Origin of the sequence: Pseudarthrobacter cellobiosi (genome assembly GCF_023913755.1) — a bacterium.
Lineage (GTDB): Bacteria > Actinomycetota > Actinomycetes > Actinomycetales > Micrococcaceae > Arthrobacter > Arthrobacter cellobiosi.
On sequence record NZ_JAMXBJ010000042.1, the window covers coordinates 65,323 to 88,444 of the forward strand.

The 23,122-nt window shown below is 65.3% G+C and carries 23 protein-coding genes and 1 pseudogene; 13 read left to right on the forward strand and 11 right to left on the reverse strand.

What is annotated here, in order from left to right; translation table 11 throughout:
• The first annotated feature begins 27 nt into the window (after positions 1-27).
• Both NG696_RS09070 and NG696_RS09075 read left to right on the forward strand, forming a co-directional pair.
• Entirely contained in the window at positions 28-435 is a 408-nt protein-coding gene (locus NG696_RS09070) for a response regulator transcription factor (protein WP_252570446.1), read from the forward strand.
• Between the two features lie 217 nt (positions 436-652).
• Entirely contained in the window at positions 653-1,756 is a 1,104-nt protein-coding gene (locus NG696_RS09075; protein ID WP_252575236.1) for a bifunctional glycosyltransferase family 2/GtrA family protein, read from the forward strand.
• Positions 1,757-1,764: 8 nt separating this feature from the next.
• On the opposite strand, the gene NG696_RS09080 is transcribed toward NG696_RS09075, so the two are convergent.
• Positions 1,765-2,517: a lytic transglycosylase domain-containing protein gene (locus NG696_RS09080; protein ID WP_252570452.1), complete on the reverse strand. Its 753-nt coding sequence runs from the start codon at positions 2,515-2,517 to the stop codon at positions 1,765-1,767.
• A 72-nt stretch (positions 2,518-2,589) separates the two neighbouring features.
• Here NG696_RS09080 and NG696_RS09085 point away from each other — a divergent pair.
• The 4 genes and pseudogenes from NG696_RS09085 to NG696_RS09100 all read left to right on the forward strand — a co-directional run.
• Positions 2,590-2,709, forward strand: a pseudogene (locus tag NG696_RS09085) (molecular chaperone); the annotation flags it as partial.
• A gap of 34 nt (positions 2,710-2,743) precedes the next feature.
• Positions 2,744-3,775, forward strand: coding sequence for a carbohydrate-binding domain-containing protein (locus NG696_RS09090; protein WP_252575237.1), 1,032 nt, complete (start codon positions 2,744-2,746; stop codon positions 3,773-3,775).
• 210 nt (positions 3,776-3,985) lie between these two features.
• Entirely contained in the window at positions 3,986-4,183 is a 198-nt protein-coding gene (locus NG696_RS09095) for a hypothetical protein (protein WP_252570456.1), read from the forward strand.
• Between the two features lie 106 nt (positions 4,184-4,289).
• Complete coding sequence (locus tag NG696_RS09100) at positions 4,290-5,135, forward strand: alpha/beta fold hydrolase (RefSeq protein WP_252570458.1); 846 nt, start codon at positions 4,290-4,292, stop codon at positions 5,133-5,135.
• 62 nt (positions 5,136-5,197) lie between these two features.
• Here NG696_RS09100 and NG696_RS09105 read toward each other — a convergent pair whose 3' ends face one another.
• The 4 genes from NG696_RS09105 to NG696_RS09120 form a co-directional block, all read right to left on the reverse strand.
• Positions 5,198-6,385: a fatty acid desaturase family protein gene (locus NG696_RS09105; protein WP_252570460.1), complete on the reverse strand. Its 1,188-nt coding sequence runs from the start codon at positions 6,383-6,385 to the stop codon at positions 5,198-5,200.
• A gap of 13 nt (positions 6,386-6,398) precedes the next feature.
• Positions 6,399-7,496, reverse strand: a complete 1,098-nt coding sequence (locus tag NG696_RS09110) for a ferredoxin reductase (protein ID WP_252570462.1) — start codon at positions 7,494-7,496, stop codon at positions 6,399-6,401.
• 210 nt (positions 7,497-7,706) lie between these two features.
• Positions 7,707-7,910 carry a hypothetical protein gene (locus NG696_RS09115; protein WP_252575239.1) on the reverse strand — a complete coding sequence of 68 codons (204 nt, stop codon included), beginning with the start codon at positions 7,908-7,910 and terminating at the stop codon, positions 7,707-7,709.
• 102 nt (positions 7,911-8,012) lie between these two features.
• A complete protein-coding gene (locus NG696_RS09120; protein ID WP_252575240.1) occupies positions 8,013-9,047 on the reverse strand; it encodes an LLM class flavin-dependent oxidoreductase in 1,035 nt (344 codons plus the stop codon).
• Positions 9,048-9,122: 75 nt separating this feature from the next.
• Between NG696_RS09120 and NG696_RS09125 the strand changes: the two genes are divergently transcribed.
• The gene (locus tag NG696_RS09125; RefSeq protein ID WP_252570602.1) at positions 9,123-9,461 is read left to right on the forward strand and encodes a YnfA family protein; all 339 of its coding nucleotides are present in this window, start codon (positions 9,123-9,125) and stop codon (positions 9,459-9,461) included.
• 62 nt (positions 9,462-9,523) lie between these two features.
• Here the strand turns inward: NG696_RS09125 and NG696_RS09130 are convergent, their stop codons facing one another.
• Positions 9,524-9,922 (reverse strand): DUF3592 domain-containing protein, encoded by a 399-nt coding sequence (locus tag NG696_RS09130; RefSeq protein ID WP_252570467.1) that lies wholly within the window; start codon positions 9,920-9,922, stop codon positions 9,524-9,526.
• A gap of 54 nt (positions 9,923-9,976) precedes the next feature.
• On the reverse strand, positions 9,977-10,663 hold the full coding sequence (locus NG696_RS09135) for a DUF2848 domain-containing protein (protein ID WP_252570469.1): 687 nt from the start codon (positions 10,661-10,663) through the stop codon (positions 9,977-9,979).
• 150 nt (positions 10,664-10,813) lie between these two features.
• Between NG696_RS09135 and NG696_RS09140 the strand changes: the two genes are divergently transcribed.
• Positions 10,814-12,205, forward strand: a complete 1,392-nt coding sequence (locus NG696_RS09140) for an MFS transporter (RefSeq protein WP_252570471.1) — start codon at positions 10,814-10,816, stop codon at positions 12,203-12,205.
• A gap of 50 nt (positions 12,206-12,255) precedes the next feature.
• On the opposite strand, the gene NG696_RS09145 is transcribed toward NG696_RS09140, so the two are convergent.
• Positions 12,256-12,912 carry a GntR family transcriptional regulator gene (locus tag NG696_RS09145; protein ID WP_252570473.1) on the reverse strand — a complete coding sequence of 219 codons (657 nt, stop codon included), beginning with the start codon at positions 12,910-12,912 and terminating at the stop codon, positions 12,256-12,258.
• Positions 12,913-12,944: 32 nt separating this feature from the next.
• Between NG696_RS09145 and NG696_RS09150 the strand changes: the two genes are divergently transcribed.
• Both NG696_RS09150 and NG696_RS09155 read left to right on the forward strand, forming a co-directional pair.
• Positions 12,945-13,739, forward strand: a complete 795-nt coding sequence (locus tag NG696_RS09150; protein WP_252570475.1) for a carbon-nitrogen hydrolase family protein — start codon at positions 12,945-12,947, stop codon at positions 13,737-13,739.
• Positions 13,740-14,098: 359 nt separating this feature from the next.
• The gene (locus NG696_RS09155) at positions 14,099-15,400 is read left to right on the forward strand and encodes an ammonium transporter (protein ID WP_252570476.1); all 1,302 of its coding nucleotides are present in this window, start codon (positions 14,099-14,101) and stop codon (positions 15,398-15,400) included.
• An 11-nt stretch (positions 15,401-15,411) separates the two neighbouring features.
• Here NG696_RS09155 and NG696_RS09160 read toward each other — a convergent pair whose 3' ends face one another.
• On the reverse strand, positions 15,412-16,053 hold the full coding sequence (locus NG696_RS09160) for a PadR family transcriptional regulator (protein WP_252570478.1): 642 nt from the start codon (positions 16,051-16,053) through the stop codon (positions 15,412-15,414).
• 232 nt (positions 16,054-16,285) lie between these two features.
• Here NG696_RS09160 and NG696_RS09165 point away from each other — a divergent pair, with 232 nt between their 5' ends.
• Positions 16,286-18,619, forward strand: a complete 2,334-nt coding sequence (locus NG696_RS09165) for a transglycosylase domain-containing protein (protein ID WP_252575241.1) — start codon at positions 16,286-16,288, stop codon at positions 18,617-18,619.
• A gap of 69 nt (positions 18,620-18,688) precedes the next feature.
• Here the strand turns inward: NG696_RS09165 and NG696_RS09170 are convergent, their stop codons facing one another.
• Positions 18,689-19,282, reverse strand: coding sequence for a DnaJ family domain-containing protein (locus tag NG696_RS09170; protein WP_104060595.1), 594 nt, complete (start codon positions 19,280-19,282; stop codon positions 18,689-18,691).
• Between the two features lie 97 nt (positions 19,283-19,379).
• Entirely contained in the window at positions 19,380-20,417 is a 1,038-nt protein-coding gene (locus tag NG696_RS09175) for an Lrp/AsnC family transcriptional regulator (protein WP_252570487.1), read from the reverse strand.
• 145 nt (positions 20,418-20,562) lie between these two features.
• On the opposite strand from NG696_RS09175, the gene NG696_RS09180 reads away from it, so the two are divergent.
• Both NG696_RS09180 and NG696_RS09185 read left to right on the forward strand, forming a co-directional pair.
• Entirely contained in the window at positions 20,563-21,783 is a 1,221-nt protein-coding gene (locus NG696_RS09180) for a M20 metallopeptidase family protein (RefSeq protein WP_252575242.1), read from the forward strand.
• A gap of 24 nt (positions 21,784-21,807) precedes the next feature.
• Positions 21,808-23,100, forward strand: coding sequence for an MFS transporter (locus tag NG696_RS09185; protein ID WP_252570491.1), 1,293 nt, complete (start codon positions 21,808-21,810; stop codon positions 23,098-23,100).
• Positions 23,101-23,122 lie beyond the last annotated feature (22 nt).

Consider the following 23,122-nt stretch of genomic DNA (forward strand, 5'->3'; position numbering starts at 1 on the left):
GGTGGCAATGCTGGCTGAGGGGCTTTCATGGAAACAAAACGCATCTGTCTTGTCATCGAGGACAACGATGACATCCGCGGTCTGATCACGGTGGTCCTGACCCGCGCAGGCTTTTCCGTACGTTCGGTCGCCAACGGCGCCGAAGGTATTGCTGCGGCCGCTGAACCATCGGTTGCGCTGATCACCCTTGACCTTGGCCTGCCGGACATGGACGGGCACGTCGTTGCCCGGGCAATCCGGGCCTTAAGTACCGCTCCCATGCTGTTCCTCACGGCCAGGTCCGAGGAGGACGACATCCTTGCCGGAATGGCCTCCGGCGCTGCTGCCTACCTGACCAAGCCGTTCCACCCCAAAGAACTGCAGGAGCTCGCGCTGCGGCTCTGCCCGGCGGACGCCCCCGCTCGCCCGAAGCCCACGCCGCAACGGCAGCTTTAAGCGGCACCTTCTCGCCTGACCAGCCGCCTGCCCACCCCGGCGCGAATTCGCTGGAGAGCTGCCCGTTCGCCGGAGCGTTCCGGCGTGCGGGACGCTCTCCGGCGACTCCGCTGCCGGCCCAGGCGTCTGGCGGCACATGGCCGTAGAGAAGGTCCGTCCCTATTCACAGGCGCAGCACATCCTCGGCAAATCGAAGCGATAGCTTGGTTGCCTACAAATGAGGCATGACTCCTCTCAAGAGCAAACCACGCAAGGGCAGCCGCGTCCGGCGCGCCGTCGTCGCCGGGGCTGTGGCCCGTGGGCCACCGTGGTGGTGGTTGACGACGGCAGCGGGCCTGACTACAAGGACGTGTTCGACGGCGTCAAGGCACTCGGGTGCCACGTCATCGGGTATTCCCGCCACCGGGGAAAGGGCTTCGCGCTGAAGACCGGGTTCGGGTTCATCGCTGACCACCTGCCGGACCGGAACGTGGTGTGTGCTGACAGCGACGGCCAGCACACCATCGTGGACATCCTCCGCGTGGCGGCAGCGGTGCAGCCCGGTTCGCCGGCCCTGGTGCTGGGCACCCGGAACTTCACCGGCAACGTCCCGGCCCGCAGCAAGTTCGGCAACAGCGCCACCCGGCGGTTGTTCGCGCTGGCCACCGGCGAGCGCATTTCCGATACCCAGACAGGCCTCCGCGGCTATCCGGCTGCCATGCTCCCGTGGCTGCGGTCCGTCCGTGTCGAGCGCTACGAATACGAGCTGAACCTCCTGCTGGAAGCCAAGCAGGCCGGATTTGCGATCAACACCGTGGACATCGCCACGGTCTATCTCGACCACAATTCGGGGTCCCATTTCCGGCCAGTGGCGGACTCGGTCCGCATCTACGCGCCGCTCCTGAAGTTCCTGGTGTCCTCCTTCACGGCGTTCCTCGTGGATACCGTGGTGTTCCTCCTCCTGACCCTGGTTACCGACTCTCTGCTGCTCGCCGTGGTGGGAGCCCGGGCCGTGAGCTCGGCGGTGAACTTCCTCGTCAACCGCGAGGTGGTGTTCCAGCACGGCCGGGACAGGCCCGCGGCGGCTGCCGGCCTGCGCTATTTCGGCCTGGTTCTTGTTCTCCTGGCCGCCAACTATGGCCTCATCTCGGCCCTGGATTCGCTCTCCGTGGCCGCTTTGCCGGCCAAGATCCTCGCTGAAATCGCGCTGCTGGCCGTCAGCTACGTGGTGCAGCAGCGGTTTCTCTTTTCCCGGCGCACGGCCAGGAGCGCCGCACGGGAGGATGAGAATCAGTCTCTGGACCTGAGCCGCGGCCACCACCCCGGGACGTTACGCCAGTAGTCGAGGTCTTATCCGGTGGCGCCCGTCTTCTCGGCGTAGGAGGTGGCTTGGTCGCGCACCTGGTCCACGTAGGAATCGGACTGGTTGTAGGAGTAGATGGCCTCCGTCCATCCGTTCGCGGCGGTCAGGTCGCGGCCATGGGCGCATAAGTAACCGGCCGCGCTGAGAGCGGCATCGTCGATGTTGAAGGGATCAGCTTCTCCGTCGCCGTTCCCGTCCCGTCCCGCAAGCTCCCAGGTGGAGGGAATGAACTGCATGGGTCCGACGGCGCGGTCCCAGCGAGCGTCGCCATCCAGGACGCCGGCGTCTGTATCAGCGATGGCGGCAAATCCGTTGCCGTCCAGGCTCGGACCGACAATTGGTCCGCTCGCCTGCCCTGCGGGGGTCAGGCTTCCGCCGCCGTAAGCTCCGTGGGCGGATTCGATGAAGCCGACTGCCGCCACCGTATTCCAGCCGATCCCACACGCCGGAGCGGAATGATTGGCCGCGCTGGCCGCACCCACGTAAGCCCGAAGCGCGCGGGCAGGTATGCCGGTTTGCGCGGCAGCCAGGATGAGCCACTCAGCGTCCGCGTTCCGGGTGACACTGACGGCAGTGGTAAGGCCTGTGGAGGGCGTTTCGAGTTTCGCCTCAGCCCGTGGCGGAGGAGGAAGAGCCCGGCGGGCGTCCGCATCGGACTGTCCGAGTGCCCAGAATGCCACCGCGGTGATGATGCAGATCGCGAACACGCAGAAAACCGCAAGGCGTTTAAGTCGGAGCACGGGTTTGATCCTATCGATCGAAGTCCGCCAGGAGGAACGGCGGCTGCATGACGCCCGGGAAACAGCCACGAGATCCGGCCCTCCAGGATCTCCAAGTTCGCCACCGGCATGGCGGCGCTCTGCCCGGACCTGCCGGCCAACCGCTGGAACCGCACCCTCCGCCGCACCATGAACCTCCGCCCCGCCGCCTGACCCGCCTCCCCCACCAACTTCGAAGGAACAGACAATGAACCGATTCCGCAGCGCCCTGTCCGTCACCGCCCTCGCCGTTGGGCTGGCCGGCTGCTCGGCCGCCGGCACCGCCACGGGGACGTCCATCGCCGGGACCACCTCCACCAGCAGCACGTCCAACTCGTCCACGACGTCCGGCACGGCGCAGGCCGCGGTTTCCCTGGACGCCCTCGCCGCCGACACCCACTACGACGCCGACGACCTCACCTGGGATGCGGCCGCCGAAGTAGCCGTGACCCTGGCGGACGGCGCCAGCAGCGTGACATCAGCCGTGTCAGCCGCCGTAACGGTCGACGGCGACACCGTCACCCTCAGCGCCGCCGGCGTCACCACCGTGGAAGAGTCGGAAGAAGGCTTGGAGGCCCAGCACATCGTGATGTCCGGCGGAACGGCCAACGTCACCGCGAACGACGACGGCGTGAACGCCTCCGGCGGGGCCTCCAGGTCCACTTCCGGTGGCGGGATGGGCGGCGGCGAGATGGCCGTGGGCGACTACAGCGTGGAAATCACCGGGGGCTCGCTGACCATCAACGCGCAGGGCGACGGGCTGGACTCCAACGGCAACGCCAGCATCTCCGGCGGCACCGTGGTGGTCAACGGCCCCACGAACTCCGGCAACGGCGCCCTGGACGTCAACGGCGAGCTGACCGTCACCGGCGGCACCGTGGCTGCGGCCGGAAGCGTGGGCATGGTGGTCACCCCGGGCACCTCCTCCTCGACGCAGTCCGGCGTGCAGGTCACGCTCGGCTCGGCCGTTCCGGCGGGCACGGTGGTGCAGATCGCCGATTCCGCGGGCAACGTGGTGAGTGCCTTCGTGACCACCAAGGCCACGGCGTCCCTGGTGTTCTCCTCGTCCGCGATCACTGAAGGCGAGGAGTACACCGTCTACACCGGCGGCACGGCCACGGTCAGCGCCGGCGTAGGCGATGGTTCCCTGGACGGTGCCCGTCAGGTGGGCACCGTGACGGCCGGCGAGTACACCGCTGCACAGGGTCCGGGCGGCGGCGGCTTCGGCGCCCGCCCCTAATCCCACCCCCGAACCCCACCTCCCCTTCAGACGATCTCTCACTTAACGGAGGTTTTTGACAAACGCTCTCTCACTTTTTTTAAGAAAGTGAGAGAGCGTTGCGAATTAAGTGGCATCAAGTGAGAGAGCGTCCGGGGTGGGGAGGTGTCTGGAATCCGGTAATCGGCGCATACTTGAACGCACAGGCGGCTACGGCCATGGGAGGACACCATGAAGTTTCTCGGAGCACTGATTGTCATCTGGCTGGTCATCGGAGGAATCGCCGCCTGGCAGCGCGGCTACTTCGGCGGAGCTCCCGGGTCCTGTGCCCAAGCTGGAACGGTGGCCGTGACCATCGTTGCCGGGCCCTTGAACTATCTGGGCGTCAACCCGCAGATCGCGTGTGAACTGCCCCAACCCTCCCAGTAGCCACATCCTTGGTGCCGCGGCGGGCGGTCCCTAGAGTAGGGAATGCCGGGCGCCGGCTTTTGCTTGCGCCCGAAACTGATTCCGAAGCTTCGAAAGGACCGCCGAGATGGCATTCGTCACCGTTGGAACCGAGAACAGCACCGACATCGAGCTCTACTACGAAGACCACGGGAGCGGCCAGCCCGTTGTCCTGATCCATGGCTACCCGCTGGACGGATCCTCCTGGGAAAAGCAGACCACTGCCCTCCTGGAGGCCGGCTACCGCGTGATCACCTACGACCGCCGCGGCTTCGGCAAGTCCACCAAGACCACCAGCGGCTACGACTACGACACTTTCGCCGCCGACCTCAATACCATCCTGAACAGGCTGGAACTCAACAACACCGTACTGGTGGGCTTCTCCATGGGTACCGGCGAGGTTGCCCGCTACCTGAGCACGTATGGCTCCGCCCGGGTGGCCCGCGCAGCCTTCCTCGGATCCTTGGAGCCGTTCCTGCTGAAGACGGAAGACAACCCCGACGGCGTCCCGCAGGAAGTCTTCGACGGACTCACCGAAGCGGTCACGGCGGACCGGTACGCGTTCTTCACGGAATTTTTCAAGAACTTCTACAACACCGACACGTTCCTGGGCACGCCTCGCCTCAGCCAGGAAGTCCTGGACGCCAGCTGGAAAATCGCCGCAGGAGCCGGCGCCACCGCATCAGTCGCCGCGCAGCCCACATGGCTGACCGACTTCCGCGGCGACATCCCCCGGATCGGTGTCCCCGCGCTGATTGTCCACGGCACCGAGGACAACATCCTCCCCATCGACGTCACCGGACGCCGGTTCGCCAAAGCCCTGCCGTCGGCGGAGTATGTGGAGATCGACGGCGCCCCGCACGGCCTGCTGTGGACGCACGCCGCGGAAGTCAACGAAGCCCTGCTCGCCTTCCTGAAGAAGCAGACCGGATAGCAAAAAAGAGTGGAAGGGCCAGGCATTTCGCCTGGCCCTTCCACTCTTAAGGCTTAGTCAGCTCAAGCCCTGGCAGCCTTGCCCGGCAGCGCCAGCTTGAAGACCTTCGCCCAGGACGATCCCACCTGCTTCAGCAGCGGCCCCGTGGTGTACTTCAGGCCGTAGCGCTGGCAGATCTCGCGGACCCGCGGAGCAACCTCGGCGTACCGGTTGGAAGGCAGGTCCGGGAAGAGGTGGTGCTCGATCTGGTGCGACAGGTTGCCGGTCATCAGGTGCATGAACCTGGAACCGGAGATGTTGGCGGAGCCGATCATCTGGCGGACGTACCAGTCGCCGCGGGTTTCGCCTTCCACCATTTCCTCGGTGAAGGTGTCCGCGCCTTCCGGGAAGTGGCCGCAGAAGATCACGGCGTGCGCCCACACGTTGCGGACGGCGTTGGCGGTCAGGGTGCCGTAGAGGGCCTGCTTGCCGGAACCGGTGAGCATGGCGACTGCGGGAGTAGCGGCGTAGTCCTTGGTGAACTGGGTGACCACCTTGCGGCCCAGTGCTTTGAGGTCCTTGTGCAGCGCTTCCTTGGACTTCTTGCCTGCCTGGTACTCAGCAAGCTCGAGGTCGTAGATGGCGATACCCCATTCGAAGACAGGAGCCAGGATGGCGTTGTACAGCGGGTTGCCCAGGTTATGAGGCTTCCACGGCTGGCTCTCGTCCATCCGCAGGAGGTTGTATCCGACGTCGTTGTCCTTGCCCACCACGTTGGTCCAGCGGTGGTGAAGGTCATTGTGGCTGTGCTGCCAGGAGCGCGCCGGGGTAACGAAGTCCCATTCCCAGGTGGTGGAGTGGATGTCGGGGTCCCGCATCCAGTCCCACTGCCCGTGCAGGATGTTGTGGCCGAGCTCCATGTTTTCCAGGATTTTGGCCAGGCTCAGCAGTGTGGTGCCGGTGACCCAGGCGGCCTTGTTCTTGCTGACCAGCAGTGCCGCGCGGCCGGAGATCTCCAGCCCGCGCTGGATCTTGATCATGCGTCGGATGTAGGCGGCGTCGGAGGCGCCGCGCTTGGCCAGGATTTCGTCGCGGATCGCGTCGAGTTCGCGGCCCAGCTCAGCTACCTGTTCGTCGCTAAGGTGCGCTGCGGCAGGAGGGCGGACCAAGGGGCTGCCGGACTCGGCCAGCGCTCCAGGTCGCGTCTTTGCCGCTCCGGTGGGGGCGGTCTTGCCTTCGGAAACTTTCTTGCTTTCTGAAACTACTGACATGCGGTATTGCTCCTCAGAGTTCGAGGTTGACGGGTCCGGCGGCTGCCGAGACACACGTTTGGATTAGTTGGCCGGGTTCGCCGTGGACCTCGTTGGTGCGAAGGTCACGCACCTGTCCGGCCAGGAGCGGAGTCAGGCAACTGTGGCAGATTCCCATCCGGCAGCCGCTGGGCATCAGCACCCCGGCGTCTTCGCCGACGTCGAGCAGCGGAGTATCGCCGTCGGCGTCAACTTCCCGGTCCGACGCCTCAAAGGTGACCAGGCCGCCGTCGTGCCCTACACCCCCGGCGAAGGTGGTGTTGAACCGTTCAATCATCAGGTTGCCGGGATCGCCGGGGAGCGCAACATCAGACCCGGGCGCGCCGGCGGTGAGGGACGCCTGCTTCCACAGGGCCTCGGCGTCGTCCAGGAAACTGTCCGGGCCGCACGCGTAAGCGGCCCGTTCCTTCCAGTCCGGGCAGATCTCATCGAGCTCGGCCGTGTTGGTCAGGTCCATCCGGCCCTGTTCGCCGGTGTACCAGTGGGCCAGCCGGAAGTTGGGGAACTGGTCAGCCAGTTCGGCGAGTTCCTCGCGGAAGAGGCTGTCGCCGGGCGTGCGGGCGGAGTGCACCAGGACGACGTCGGCATCCGGGCGGCGGGGAACAAGGGTGCGGATCATGGACATCACCGGAGTGATGCCGCTGCCCGCGGTGACCATCAGGAGCGGCCTGGGGTGCTCGGGCAGGACGAAGTCGCCTTGCGGCGGTGCCAGGAACAGGACGTCACCGGGTTTGGTGGTCCGGACCAGGGTTCCGGAAACGGCGCCGACGTCGGTGACGGTGATGGCGGGGTCCTTGCCGGCGGGAGCACTCAGCGAATAGGAGCGCCAGTGGCGGACCCCGTCCAGCTCAACGCCGATACGCGCCCACTGGCCGGCCAGGTGCGAATGCCAGCCGCGGCCGGGACGGAAAAAGATGGTGGCCGACTGCGCCGTTTCCTGGACCACACGGGTCACCACTCCACGCAGCTGGCGCGCGGAGAAGACAGGGTTAAAGAGCGCCAGAATATCTTCCGGTGCCAATGGCGTTGTCAGTACGGAAGCCGCCTGTGCCAGCTGACGTAGCCGGATCATGCAGTCAAACCTAAAGCGGCGCGAGCCATATGTCTCTCTCCTGACCGTTCCGCAGTCACGCAGTAATGTACGGGCCTTAGCCCCCAAAGCCCGCTACAAGCCTAACGGCTGTGGCTTGCGGATGGTTCCCTGAGCAATATTAGTAAGGATGCTGACTAATATCCACTGCCGATCACCGGAATGAGCCAGGCCGACGGCGGGGGACGGTTGTCAGCGGTCGTCGCGTTCCTGGAATTCCTCGTCCAGGTCCAGGTGCCTGAACTCCGTCTCCGGGTTCGGTTCGCCCTCGGCCACGTACTCATAGTCCAGTTGCCGCTGCACCTGGCTGTCCAGAACCTGCAGCTCCCGGTCCGGGATGCTGGAAAGATCATCCGGGAACTCGTCTTCCGGTGTCAGGTGTAGTTTTTCGGACATGGTGAGCCTCTCTAGGCCGTGAGGAATAACCGGGCCTCAATGGCCCGCACCTTCTCAGGATATTCCCTTCCGGGCGGATCACCCAGCGGAATCGGCTCCGGATCAGGAACGGGCCGGGGTCCAGCCGACGGCGGGCGCTATGTGCTGGGCGATGTTCCCCAGCATTTTGGCATTGAAGTCAACGCCCAGCTGGTTGGGCACTGTCACCAGCAGTGTGTCCGCGGCCTGGACCGCGGCGTCGGCCGCCAACTGTTCGGCCAGGACATCCGGAGCGCCCGCATAGGTCTTGCCAAAGCGTGCCGTCAGGCCGTCGATGACGCCCACCTGGTCCCGGCTGTCCCGCAGCGCGCTGCCCGCAAAATACCTGCTGTCTTCCTCGTCCACGATCGGCAGGATGCTCCGGCTGACAGAGACTCGCGGCTGGTGGCTGTGTCCTGCCGCGGCCCAGGCCTCCCGGAAGAGTTGGATTTGCTCCGCCTGCAGCTGGTCGAAGGGGACACCGGTGTCCTCGGTGAGCAGGGTGGAGCTCATCAGGTTCATGCCCAGGCCGGCCGCCCACACGGCGGTGTTGCGGCTTCCGGCGCCCCACCAGATCCGCTCTGTGAGGCCCGACGACTGCGGCTGGACCGGCAACAGGCCGATGGCTCCACCGGCGTAGCGCGGGTCTGCCTCGGCCACGCCGGCGCCGCTGATGGCGCACCGAAACTGGGCTGTGTGCCGGTGGGCCATGTCCGCGTCGGTCTCCCCTTCGGCCGGTTGGTGGCCGAAGGCAGCGGCCCCGTTCCGGGCGGGCTCGGGTGAACCACGGCTGATGCCCAGCTGCAGCCTGCCGCCGCTGATCAGATCCGTGGCGGCGGCTTCCTCGGCCATGTACAGCGGATTTTCGTACCGCATGTCGATCACGCCCGTGCCCATCTCTATCCGGCTGGTCCGGGCCGCGATCGCTGCCAGCAGCGGGAAGGGCGACGCCTGCTGACGGGCGAAGTGGTGCACGCGGAAGAAGGCGCCGTCGATTCCGAGCTCCTCGGCCGCCACCGCCAGCTCAATGCCCTGCAGCAGGGCATCGCCTGCGGTTCTGGTGCGGGAGCCCTGGCCGGGGCCCCAGTGGCCGAAGGACAGGAATCCGATGCGTTGCATGTCTGGCCCAACCTCCCGGCGGCCGGCCGCATTCCCGGCTGGCATGATGAGCCTGTGAATATTCCTGCTGAAACCGTGGCGATCGCCAAAACGACTGTGCTGTTCGTCCTGGCCGCTGCTGCCGAGATCGGCGGCGCGTGGCTCGTGTGGCAGTCAGTCCGCGAGGGCAAGGACTGGTGGTGGGCAGGGCTGGGTGTGATTGCCCTGGGCCTCTACGGTTTCGTGGCCACCCTCCAGCCCGATGCCCATTTCGGCCGGATCCTGGCCGCCTACGGCGGAGTATTTGTGGCTGGGTCGCTGGCGTGGGGAATGATTTTCGACGGCTTCCGCCCGGACCGGTGGGACATTGCGGGCTCCGTCATCTGCCTGGTCGGGGTGGCTGTGATCATGTTTGCCCCACGAAACGCGGGCTGACCCGCTCCGGTGGGGCCGCCGTCGTACGCTGACTCAGCCGCTGCTGATTCAGCCGCTGAACGTCAGAACATCGGCAGCAGGAAGCCCGCGATAAGCGCCACCGCACCGATCCCGGTGAGCACACGGCCAAGAACGACGGCGGTCCGCCCCACCGCTTCGGGCGCTGCGGTCTGCCACTGCGTGGGGCGCTTCGGGTGGTAGTAGATCGGCAGGGTGTCGCCCACGGCCAGGTCCTTGATGTCGTGGGGTGACATCGGGGCGTGGTGGACCTGGTACTTGCGGTCAAACCAGCGGAAGCCCGTTCCGGTAGCGTCCGCGTAGACCACCGCTTCCGCAACGGTCCAAGGGTGCACAAACCGCCGAAGGATGCCCGAGTAGAAAAGCAGGGCAAGCCCCGGCGGAAGGCACAGCCAGGTCATCATTTCCAGGATGGGACCTGCCATTTCAAGCGCAGTGGGCATAGCAATGATGCTACCGGGAGTTTGCGCACCCCAGTGTGCCCCTGCCCGGCGGAATCAGCCGATGGGCGCGGCCATCTGCTCCACCACGTACTGGGCATCCACGGTGGATCCTGTCATGGGGTCTGTCATCTCCACTTTCCAGCTGCGGGCAAACTGGTTCACCCCGCTGGTCATGGCCACCGTGCCGGAAATGAGGACCGTCCCCGGCTCATTCAGGCCGCGCTCGGTCAACACCTCCAGCCAATAGTCCGGGGTCAGCAGGGCTTCCAGCGAGCTGTCCTGGATCAGCGTGTCCGGAGTATCACCCCGCCCCACCCAGCCCTTCAGCGTGATCTGGTCCAGGTGGTCGCGCACGTCGTCCAGCCGCCACGCCTTGCGGCCCAGGACGTCGGGGCTGGCATTCTTGCTCCAGGCCACTCCATGGACCTCGAGCTCTCGGTCCGTGTGGTCGCACGCGACCGTCAGCAGCACGCCGTCGTCCGTGATGACCAGCGCCCATTCGGCTTCCCCGGAGGTCCGGGCATGCTGCACGTGGACTTCGGAAACCTGCTGCGCCAGGTACGGCGAGACCGGGTAGAGCGCCGGGGTGGTGGCGGGGCCGGGAACGCCCAGTTCTGCCAGCTCGGCAATGTGGGCCTGCACTTCCTCCTGTTCCCGCCCTGCATAACCGGCGTTCAGGAGGTGCCTGACCTGGACTGTCCGGGTGCTGCCGTCGGGAAGTTCGAAGCTCAGAGTCGTCATGTTCTGTCCATCCTTTGCGTGTCCTGCTGGAGAAATTTACAAACCGGAAACCGGAAACGGTGGCCAATGTACATCCAGTATGCGTAATGTATACATTTAACGCCAGCGTGACAGGCGTCACCCGTAAACATCTCGTGGAGGACAACACCCATGGCTAACGTCCCAATTCCGGCTTCCGGCGCAGCGCCGCGTCCGGACAAGCCGATTCACCCCAAGGGCCTGTACAAGGCCTTCGCCGCCAGCCTCACCGGCACCGCCCTCGAGTGGTATGACTTCGCCGTCTACTCGGCCGCGGCCGCCGTCGTATTTCCCCTCGTGTTCTTCCCGTCATCCGATCCCCTGACGGGCACCATCCTGGCCTTCTCCACGTATGCGGTGGGCTACGTGTCCCGGCCTGTCGGTGGCATCATCTTCGGCCGTCTGGGTGACCGGATCGGCCGCAAGAAGGTGCTGGTGACCACCCTGATGATCATCGGCGTGGCCACTGTCCTGATCGGGGTGCTCCCCGGTTACGACAGCATTGGCATCAGCGCCCCGATCATCCTGGTGCTGCTGCGCTTCGCCCAGGGCGTGGGAGTCGGCGGCGAATGGGGCGGCGCCGTTCTGCTCTCCAGCGAATACGGCGACCCCCACCGGCGCGGCTTCTGGGCTTCTGCAGCCCAGGTGGGCCCGCCCGCCGGCAACCTTATGGCCAACGGCGCCCTGGCTGTCCTGACCCTCGCCCTGACCGAGGAACAGTTCATCGGCTTCGGCTGGCGCATCGCGTTCCTGGTCTCGGCCGTGCTGGTCGGTTTCGGCCTCTGGATCCGCCTGAAGCTGGAAGACACCCCCATCTTCAAGGCCATCGAGGCCCACGGCGAACAGCCCCACGCCCCTGTCCGCGAGGTCTTCAGCACGGAGCTCCGGCCCCTCATTGCGGCCACGCTGTGCCGGGTGGGCCCGGACGTGCTCTACGCCCTGTTCACCGTTTTCACCCTCACCTACGGCATCCAGACACTCGGCTACGAACGCAGCCAGGTGCTCACGGCAGTCCTGATCGGCTCCGCGTTCCAGCTCTTTATGATCCCGCTGGCTGGCGCCGTGTCCGACCGCTTCAACCGCCGCCTGGTCTACGGGACCGCAGCTGTGGTGGGCGCCGCATGGACGTTCATCTTCTTTGGCGTCCTGGGCGCCGACAACGAGCCGATGCTCAGCGTCGGCATTGTGCTGGGCCTCATGGCGCACTCGTTTATGTACGGCCCGCAGGCTGCCTTCATTGTGGAGCAGTTCTCACCGAGGCTCCGGTCCACGGGCAGCTCCCTGGCCTACACCTTCGCCGGTGTGATCGGCGGCGCCATCGCCCCGCTGATGTTCACATTGCTGCTGGCTCAGTTCGGCACCTGGATTCCGGTGGCCATCTACGTGGCCGTGGCCGCAGGCGTCACCGCCGTGGGTCTGGCGCTTGGCCGCGACTCGAACACCGTGGAGGACGAGGACTACCGCCTACTGCTCGAAGGTTCCGCGGCAGAGCGCCAGCAGACGGCCACCGGCAAAGGCAACTGACGAAGCCAGCTGGCGATGCCAACAAACGAATCCAACTAACAGGGCGGCGCTTAGGTGCGGAGCAGAATATCCCGGGTGACAGCCAGGTGATGGTCAATGGCCTCCTGCGCCCGTGCGGCGTCGCCGGACACCAGGGCATCGAGGATTTCCTGGTGTTCGGCGCACACCTGTCCGCGCCGGTCTCCGGTGCGGAATAAGGCCGAGACGCCCACCAGGATCTGCCGGACATGGAGCTTACTGTACGTTCGGGAGATGAGCTCATTGCCGGCGGCGTCGATCAGAAGCTGATGGAAGAGGGTGTCCAGCCGGATGAACTCCTGCGCAGCCTCGGCATTCAGCTGCTCGGGAAGCTGGGCCTGCTGGTCCAGGGTGTCCTGCATCGTTTTCGCAGGAACGCGGTTCCGTTCGATAACCAGGCGGGCGGCATGGCTTTCCAATACACCCCGGAGTTCCATCAGTTCCGACATTTCGCGGCCCGTCACGGGCGGAACATAGGCCCCGCGCTGTGGAATCAGCTCCACGAGCCCGTCCGAGACCAGGAGCAGGAGAGCCTCACGCACCGGAGTGCGCGACACACCGATCTCGGCGGCCAGCTCCTGCTCGTTCAGGAATTTCCCCTGCACATCCGGGTCGATGAGGATGTTTTCACGCAGGTACGCGTACGCCTTCTCGCGGCCGGACGCCGCAGTCCCCGAACTTTTTCGCATACATTATGTATACAACAGACTGGAGTAATTTCATGCGTTTAGCAGTGGCCCAAATCATCACAGGAGCCGATCTGGCCGCAAACCTGGAGCTCATCCGAGACTACGCCACGCGGGCCAAAGCCGCCGGAGCGGAGCTCGTGGTGTTCCCGGAAGCCGCGATGCGCGCCTTCGGCAACAGCCTTGTGGACATTGCCGAGCCGCTGGACGGGCCATGGGCCGCCGCCGTCCGCAGCATTGCCCATGAACTGGACATCACGGTCGTGGCGGGCATGTTCACCCCGGGCGATGGCGGCCGCGTGCGGAACACCCTGCTGGTCACCGGCCCTGGCGTCGAGACGTCCTACGACAAGATCCACCTCTTTGATGCGTTTGGTTTCGCCGAGTCCGACACCGTGGACGCCGGAACAGCCCCCGTGACCTTCGAGGTGAACGGCACCACCTTCGGCCTGGCCACCTGCTACGACGTACGGTTCCCGGCACTGTTCACGGCCAACGCCAAAGCCGGTGCCGAAGTCAACATTGTCTGCGCCTCGTGGGGTGCCGGCGAGGGTAAAGCTGACCAGTGGGACCTCCTGGTCCGGGCCCGCGCGCTGGACAGCACCACCTTCGTGGTGGCCTGCGGACAGGGCGATCCGGCAAGCGTCGGCATCGCCTCCGCCGGCAAGGCTCCCACCGGCGTTGGCCACAGCGCCGTCATCTCGCCCCTGGGTGCTGCCCTAGTGGCCCTCGGCGGCGACCCGGAACTCGCCGTCGTCGACATTGACCCGGCCGTCATTGCCGAGGTCCGCGGCCAACTGCCCGTGCTGGTCAACGCCCGGACCTTCTGACTCTGCGGGGCCGGCCCCGCGAGGGCTGGCCGCCGCGGCGGTGAGCCGCCGTTCATGCTCAGGAAACTTTGCCGTTTTCAGCGTCCGACGGCGGTTTCTCACCACGTGCGCGCACCGGCGCCCGCCGTCGCTGGCATCACGGGCGCCGGGCTTCCTGCCGCGGCGCCGTTCAATAGGTCCCGTTTACACGCCGGAAACATCACGGTCACGCGATCTTCACGTAAGCCGCCGGGCCGTAACGTGTCCGCAACTTAGCGAAGCGCAAACGGAAACACGCGGCGACAAATATTGATCGGGGGGATTGCGCGGGCCACGTAGGAAGAGTCCCCGTATTCAGGATCAATGGAAGGGACCCACCGGTGGAGATCACTGCGCAACACGTCTGGATGATGATCGCGGCGGCAATGGTGCTGCTTATGACACCTGGACTTGGTCTCTTCTATGGCGGCATGACGCGCGCCAAGGCAGCGCTGAACATGATCATGATGAGCTTCATCTCCGCCGGCATCGTGGGAGTTGTGTGGGTCCTATGGGGATACTCGATGACCACCGGCGAGGGAATCCTGGGCATCTTTGGCAACCCTTTCGCCAACTTCGGGCTGCAGAACCTCATGGGCTCCCCTGACCTCATCAAAGCAGGCTTCAGCGCCACCTTCGCCATCATCACGGTGGCCCTCATCAGCGGAGCCATCGCGGACCGCGCCAAGTTTAGCGCCTGGGCAGTGTTCGTGCCGCTGTGGGTCACGCTGGTTTATTGCCCCTTGGCCTACATGATCTGGGGCGGCGGGCTCATGAGCGCCGGCGGAGCCATCACCGAGACCTTCGGCCAGGTCATCGACTTCGCCGGCGGTGCAGTGGTGGAAATCAGCTCCGGTACGGCCGCCCTGGTACTGGCCCTGATGGTTGGCCAGCGTCACGGCTTCGCCAAGGATCCCAGCCACCGCCCGCACAATGTCCCCTTCATCATGCTGGGTGCGGCCATCCTGTGGTTCGGCTGGTTCGGGTTCAACGGCGGCGCCGCCACCACCGCGGAGCAGGCCGGCCTGATCTGGATCAACACCCTGGTCACTCCTGCCGCGGCCATGCTCAGCTGGCTGCTGGCGGAGAAGATCCGCCACGGCCACCCCACGTCCCTGGGCGCAGCCTCCGGTGTTGTTGCCGGCCTGGTGGCCATCACACCGTCCTGCGCCAACATCAGCCCAGTGGCGGCCATCGGCCTGGGCCTGGTGGCCGGTGCAGCCTGCTGCGTGTTTGTTGACCTGAAGTACCGGTTCGGGCTGGACGACTCCCTGGACGTGGTGGGGGTCCACCTCGGCGCCGGGCTCATCGGCACACTCGCCCTGGGCTTCGTCGCTCTGCCCGTGGACGGCCAGGGCGGGGGCCTCTTCTACGGCGGCGGTCTCCAGCAACTGACGGCACAGGCCGTGGCGGTAGTAGTCACCGTAGTTCTCTCCGGCGGTGTGACCCTAGTGATCGGCTGGGCCATCAACAGGACCATCGGGTTCCGGGTGAGCCACGAGGCTGAGATGGCGGGGGTGGATCTCTCCGAGCATGCCGAGACCGCCTACGCCTTCGGCGGGCTGGGTAGCCACTTCAACCCGCTGGGCCGCGGCGTCACGGCACCTGCTGCCGCTCCCGCCAAGGAAGACACGTTCGCCTGACCTGGGCGGGCTCAGTCGGCCAGGATCCGGTAGAGCGCGCGGCGGGTTTCGTCGAGCTTTTCCACCGCAGCATTGCGCTGATCTTCCGTAGCGGCAGCGCGGAACTGATGAATGACCCCCATCAGCTTGCCCACACTCTGGTGGAAGGCGGGTCCGGATCCTTCCGCATCGCTGTTCCACGCGTTCTCCAGCTCCTCCGCATGCTCGGCCACGTAGGCCTTGCCGGCGTCGGTGAGGGTGAAGTCGGTCCGCCGGCCCTCGCTGAGGGGCGCAATGAGGTCCTCGTCCACCAACTGCTGGAGTGTGGGGTAGATCGACCCGGGGCTGGGCCGCCATGCGCCGGATGTTTTCTCCGCGATGGTCTTGATCAGGCCATAACCGTTGGACGGGGCCTCGGCTAGCAGCGACAGGATGGCCCACCGGACGTCCCCCCTGCTTGCCCGCCGGGGACCGGGCCCAAAGCCGGGACCGAACCCTCCGCCAGGTCCAAAACCGGGACCAAATCCGCCCCGTGGGCCAAACCCCGGGCCAAACCCTCCCCCGCGGTGCCCGTGCGGTCCGCGGCGGCCCCTGCCGCGCTCAAACCGTCCACGCCCAAACTGTCCCCGCCCGAACAGCGGTTCCAAAAACTTGTCGTCGTGAATGCCTTTCATGGTGGCACCGTCCCTTGTCCCTGTCTTTTTGAATGCTTTTTGGCCTCTGTTGAATGGTTATCGGTCAACCACTCACCGACACTTAACGATATATCGGTATGTATCGCGCGACAAGGCCCGGAACGGACTTAGGGACGGAAGATACCGGCTTGGCATCAGTTGGTCCAACATCTGGATGCTGCAGGTGGAGCGGCGTATCCTGTTCACACGTCGCGAGCTTGAGGGCTGAACAATGGCGCAGCAAAAGAAACGCAGGCACCGGTTGGCCTCCACCCTGGGCAGGGTCATCGGATTCTTTGCGGCGAGCGCCATGTGCGGCGTCCTGGCCGCAAGCCTTGTGGTCCCCGCTGTTGCGACTGTCGGTTACGGAGTCAGCACCTCCATCAGCTACTTTGAAAATCTCCCCACGGAACTGATCGTCGCGCCGCCGTCGCAATCCACCAAAGTCCTCACCTCCGACGGCCAGCCCATCGCCACGTTCTACGCCGAGAACCGGATCAGGATCCCCCTGGACCAGATATCCCCCTATGTCCGGGACGCCATCGTGGCCATCGAGGACAGCCGGTTTTATGAGCACCCGGGCATCGACCCGCAAGGGATCCTCCGGGCCGCAATCTTCAACCTGACGAGTGAGGGCAGGCAGGGCGCCTCCACGATTACCCAGCAGTACGTCACCAACGTCATCAACGAGTCCTTCGTGTCCCAGGACAAAACAGACGAGGTTATCCTCAGCGGCCAGAAGAGCATCGGGGACAAGCTCCGCGAGATGAAGCTGGCCATCGCGCTGGAGAAGAAGTTCAGCAAGGACCAGATCCTCGAGGGCTACCTGAACATCGTGTTCTTTAACCGCGAAGCATACGGAATCGAGGCGGCGGCGCGGTATTTCTTCAGCACCACGGCGACGGACCTCACACTGCCGCAGGCGGCCCTCCTGGCCGGGCTGGTCAACAGCCCCAGCTACTACAACCCCGCGGTTAACCCGGAGCAGGCCACAAGCCGCCGGAACCAGGTTCTTGCCGAGATGCTGGCCACGGGCAAGCTCAGCCAGGCGGACCACGACGCCGCCGCGGCTACGCCGATCGAGCTCAAGCTCAGTCCCGGGAAGCAGGGCTGCGCCCACGCCCAGATGGCGCCGTACTTCTGCGACTACATTTCGCATCTGATCCTGAACAACCCGGCCCACGGGACCACACTGATCGAGCGCGAGTGGAAGCTGTACCGCGGCGGGCTCACCATCGTCACCACGCTGGACAGCCGGCTCCAGGCGGCGGCCCAGGCACAGGTGGACGCCACCGCCGGGGCGAATCCTGACCGCTGGGGCGCGTCCCTGGTGTCGGTCCAGCCGGGCACCGGGAAAATTCTGGCAATGGCACAGAACACGGTGTTCCTGCCGGCCGAGGGTAAATTCGATACCCAACTGAACTTCAACGTGGACTCCCGTGATCCGCAAGGCAATGACCTCAACGGAGCGGGCGGTTTTCAGCCCGGCTCCACCATGAAGCCCTTCACGTTCGCCGAGTGGCTGAACGAGGGCAAGCCACTGACAGGGATGGTGGACGCCTCCCGCCGGGTGTATCCGCTCGGCTTCCCGTGGCGCTCCAGCTGCGGAAAGGTGCTGGGCGCCTACAGCACGGCACAGAACAACCCTGAGCTCGGCGCCGCCGACGATCTCCAGAATTCTGATGAGGGCTACTACCGCCCCATGCCCGTGAACTACGGGCTGTACAACTCGATCAACACGGCCACCTTCGCTTCGGCCACCCAGCTCGATTTCTGCGGCATCCAGAAGATGGTGGACGCCATGGGGCTGCACAGCGGACTGGATGGCGCCCAGATCAACATGCATCAGCTGGGCAATCTTCTCGGCGCCATCGGCGTTGCCCCGGTCCACCTGGCCAATGCTTTCGCCACCTTCGCCAACGACGGCCGGTACTGCTCCCCTATCGCCGTGCTTGAGGTGACGGATATGTCGGGCGGGAAACTCCCGGGCCAGACCAGCGAGTGCCGCGACGCCGTCAAACCGGAGGTTGCCCGAGGCGTCAACGCGGTGCTCCAGGACGTGCTGAAGGTCGGCTCCGGCGTGTGGATCAACCCCAAGATCCACACCCTTATGCCGGTTGCTGCCAAGACCGGCACTTCCAACAACAACGGCTCCACCTGGGTGTTGGGCTACACCTCAGGACTGGCCACAGCGTCCTTCTTTGGCGACGCATTGGAGGGCCAGAACCGCCCCGGCCAGAACGTCACCATCAACGGCCAGTTCTACCCGCGCCTTGACGGCTACATGATCGCCGGGCCGCAATGGGTCAACTACATGCTCCAGGCCGCCCCGCTCTACCCGGCTAACCCGTTCCCGGCCCCGCCGGCATCCATGATTGCCCCGCCGAAACCGACTCCTGCACCGGCCGCGCCGAGGCCTGCACCCGCCCCGGCGCCCGCACCCGCTCCGGCGCCGGCTCCCGCGCCAGAGCCACCTCCTGCTCCTGCTCCCGCTCCTGTCCTGCCGCCAACGCCCGAGATTCCGGGCTTTCCGCCTCAGAACGGCCTCCCGGGCGCAAGACGCTAGGAGCGAAGACCCTGACAGCCGACGACGGCGGGAGGCGCCGCCGTCGTCCGTTGCCCCTCGTCCACTCAGCTAAGTGGTGCCGCGCCAGAGCCGCTGCCACCAGGAGCGCTGCGGCTCAGGTTCGGGTAGGGCGTCCTGTGCGCGGGCGGCGCGGCGTTCACGCCAGCGCGCTACTTCCGTTTCGACGTCGCGCGTTTTGGTGATGACGGGCGGGCCGCCCTGGAGCTGGCGGCGGGCGTCGACCACCCGGGCATTGAAATCGGCCAGGATGTCCCTGACCTGCTTTTCGGTGAACTGCGCATCAAGCCGGCCGTCCAGTTCGGCGTCTTCGGTGCGGAGCAGGATGGCTTTGGGCCCCAGTCCGCTGATATTCTCACGCTGGATCAGGCCCTTGACCCACCAATCGGGATCGTAGGCCTCCCCGAGCCCGGGGATGGGCTTGCCGGCGTATTTGAGGTTGTCGAATTTGCCCTGTGCCATGGCGTCCCGGATCAGATACTCCGCCCGCTGGGCATCGTCCACCTTCTTGCGTGTGTCCCGTTCCTGCGCTTCGGCGGCCTCGAGTTCCGCCTCTTCTTCAGCGTTGATCCCCGCTCCGCGGTAGGAACGCAGCTCCACGGCACGTTCCAGCCGGCGCTTGAAATACCCCGCCCCGCCGCTCATAAAATGCCACCGCCTTCGTGCCTGAATCGAGTCTTTTTTCCAGTATTCAAGCGTCCGCATCTGATTTCAACGGTGCCAATGGCAGCCGCTTGGAAGCTCAGGGGAACCCTACGGACGGCAGCTCCGCGGTTGAGACCACGACGGCGCCGCTCGCCGTCGAATCCGGGTTCAGCATCCAGCCCATCCGCTTGGCGCTGCTCAGGATCACGACGCTCTCCACGAGCTCGATCTGCGGAATGCGTTGCTGGAGGGCCAATTCGGCGTTCATCACATCGGCCAGCGAATTCAGCCACATGAGGATCACAAAATTTGTGCCTCCGGTGGTGGACGCGCTGAACCGGACAGTGCGGAGGCTGCGGAGTTCAGCGGCCGCGGCCTCGTGCTGGCCCGGCGGCACGCTGGCGAACCACTGACAGCTCACCGGGTAGCCGGAGAGATTCTGGGCAATTTCACAACGGAAGGACAGCAGCCCGCTGGATACCACCCTGTTGAGCTGCCGCTGGACCGTCGCCGGGCTCCGGCCCAGGCTGCGCGCGATGTCCGCTGCGCTCGCTCGCGCGTCCCGCGCCAGGAACGGGATCAGATCCAGGTGGCTGGGCGGCAGTGGCGCCCCGGGTCTCGAGGCTGCCGAACCGGTGACTTCAGGACTGGCAACGGCCGAAAGCGCATTCTGCTTCGCCTTGTCCAAGGTATTGAGCCGCCACGCATGGCCAGCGGAGTGCAGACGGGTACCCAGCGAGGTCCGGTACTTCACCAACCCGCGGATCTCCTTGAACCGCGGAAGGACATGATCCGTGAACCGGGCCAAGGTGGGCGCTATGACCGTCAGCATGAGGTCCCTGTTGCTTGCCGCCTCCTCCACTGTGACCACCTCAGGGATGGCGGCGAGCGCCGCGGTCACCTCCGCGCGCAACTGCATTTCACAATCCACGCTCACCAGTGCCAGGCACATCTTTTTGGGATCGCCGATCAGGTGGGCCGTCGTCCAGGCCGCCCCCGACAATCTCAGCCTGTCCCAGCGCGCAGCCAGCGTTGTGGCGTGCACTCCCAGCACATCGGCTGCATCCGACCAGCTGATCCGCGGCGCGACCTGCAGCACGTTGATCAGGGCAAGGTCTTCCTCGCTGAGTACCACTTCGCACGCTTCTATCTCTGGTGAATGAATCCTGCCGTATCCATCATACTTTTGATTTTTTTCAGCTATTTCCCAGCCTGTGAACCACATCACCACACAATGGGATCAGGTCGCTGACCAAACGTTCAGAAATTTAGGAGAGTAGATGTCGATCATCACCGATGCGAAGGATCTGCAGGCCGACCTTGGCCGGCTGCGTCACGAGCTGCATCAGGAACCGGAGATCGGCCTGGACCTCCCCCGGACCCAGGAAAAAGTCCTCAAGGCGCTCGACGGCCTGCCGTTCGAAATCACCCTGGGCAAAAGCACGACGTCGGTCACGGCCGTCTTGCGCGGCACCGCGCCGCACGCATCGGCAACGAAACCAGCGGTCCTCCTGCGGGCCGACATGGACGGCCTCCCCGTCCAGGAACGCACCGGCGTCCAGTTCGCGTCCAAGATCGACGGCGCCATGCACGCCTGCGGGCACGACCTTCACACGGCCATGCTGGCCGGAGCCGCCACCCTTTTGGCCGAGCGCCGGGACCAGCTGGCGGGCGACGTGGTGCTGATGTTCCAGCCAGGCGAAGAAGGCTGGGACGGGGCATCCCACATGATCCGCGAGGGCGTACTGGACGCGGCCGGACGCCGGGTTGATGCCGCCTACGGGATGCACGTGTTTTCGGCGCTGGAGCCCCATGGCCGGTTCTGCACCAAGTCCGGTGTGATGCTGAGCGCTTCGGATGCCCTCACCGTTACGGTGCTGGGCGCGGGCGGCCACGGTTCTGCCCCGCACGCGGCCAAGGATCCGGTCACTGCGGCCGCCGAAATGGTGACCGCCTTGCAGGTCATGATCACCCGCCAGTTCAACGTGTTCGATCCGGTTGTCCTGACGGTGGGCGTCCTCCAGGCAGGCACGAAGCGCAACATCATTCCGGAATCAGCCAGCATCGAGGCCACCATCCGGACTTTCTCGGAGTCTGCCCGGGAACGGATGATGGCCGCGGTTCCCACGCTGCTGAAGGGCATCGCCGCTGCCCACGGCCTCGAGGTGGACGTCGACTACCGTCACGAGTACCCCCTCACCGTCAACGACGACGACGAAACGCGCACCGCGGAGAAGACCATCGAAAACCTCTTTGGACACTCGCGCCTCACCCGCTGGGCCACCCCGCTCAGTGGATCCGAGGATTTTTCGAGGGTGCTGGCGGAAGTACCCGGGACGTTTATCGGGCTCAGCGCCGTCGCCCCCGGCGCCGACCACACCACCACCGCTTTCAACCACTCCCCATACGCCGCCTTTGACGACGGCGTCCTGTCCGACGGAACTGCTCTTTACACCGAGTTGGCCGTCTCCCGCATCGCAGCCTTGGCTTCGGCCCACTAAAACCCTCAAATCCTGGAGTACACAATGACCACAACTGCAGGCGTCCCAGCAGACGTCCAGGTTCACAAGTCCCACCTGCGCACCCTCGTCGGCACCGGCATCGGCAACGCCGTCGAGTGGTATGACTGGGCCATCTACGCAACCTTCGCGCCTTTTATCGCGAGCGCCCTGTTCAGCAAGGAGGATCCGACGTCGGCCTTCCTCGCCACGCTGGCGATCTTCGCCGTCGGCTTTGTCGCCCGCCCATTCGGCGGCTTCGTGTTCGGCTGGATCGGTGACCGGATCGGCCGCAAGACGTCCATGACGTTCGCCGTCGGGCTCGCTGCTCTGGGCAGCCTGCTGATCGGTATCGCACCGACCTTCGAAGCCGTCGGGGCCTTTGCCTCAGTCATGCTGCTGGTGGCCCGGCTGATCCAAGGCCTTGCCCACGGCGGCGAGCTGCCGTCGTCGCAGACATACCTCTCCGAAATGGCACCGAAGGAAAAGCGCGGCTTCTGGGCAACGCTCATCTACACCTCCGGCACCGTCGGTATCCTGGCCGGAACCATCCTTGGCGCCACCTTGTCCAACGTCCTGAGCAAGGCTGACATGGGCGCCTGGGGCTGGCGGATCCCGTTCATCATCGGCGGCATCATGGGCCTGTACGCCCTGATCATGAGGGCGCGACTGAAGGAAACCGCGGTCTTCGAGGCAGAATCGCCCAAGGAAAAGCACGAGCCGATGTGGCCGCAGATCTACCGGCACCGCAAGCAGGCCCTGCAGGTTATCGGACTGACCGTCGGCCTGACCGTGGCTTACTACATCTGGGGTATCGTGACGCCCAGCTACGCCGCGTCTGTGCTGAAGATGGACCGCGGAGAGACCCTTTGGGCCAGCGTTATAGCCAATGTACTGTTCATCGCCGCACTTCCGTTCTGGGGCAAGCTGTCGGACCGCATTGGACGCAAGCCCGTCATGATCATGAGCGCCGCCGGCGCCGCGCTGTTCCATTTCCCCATGACCTGGCTGCTGAAGGACTCCCCGTGGCAGCTCACGGTCACCATGTCCGTCATGCTGTTCTTCATCGCAGGAGCGGCCGCGATCGTACCGGCCGTGTACGCCGAGCTGTTCCCCACCAAAATCCGCACCGTTGGTGTGGGCGTCCCCTATTCCATCGCGGTTGCAGCCTTCGGTGGAACGGCACCGTACCTGCAGGCCTGGCTCGGCTCGATTGGGCAAGCCAACCTCTTCAACGTCTATGCGGTACTTCTGCTGGCCGTCAGCATCGCGGTTGTGTTCACCATCCCGGAAACGAAGGGCAAGGACCTGACGCACTAACCTGCAACGCCGCCTACGTAGG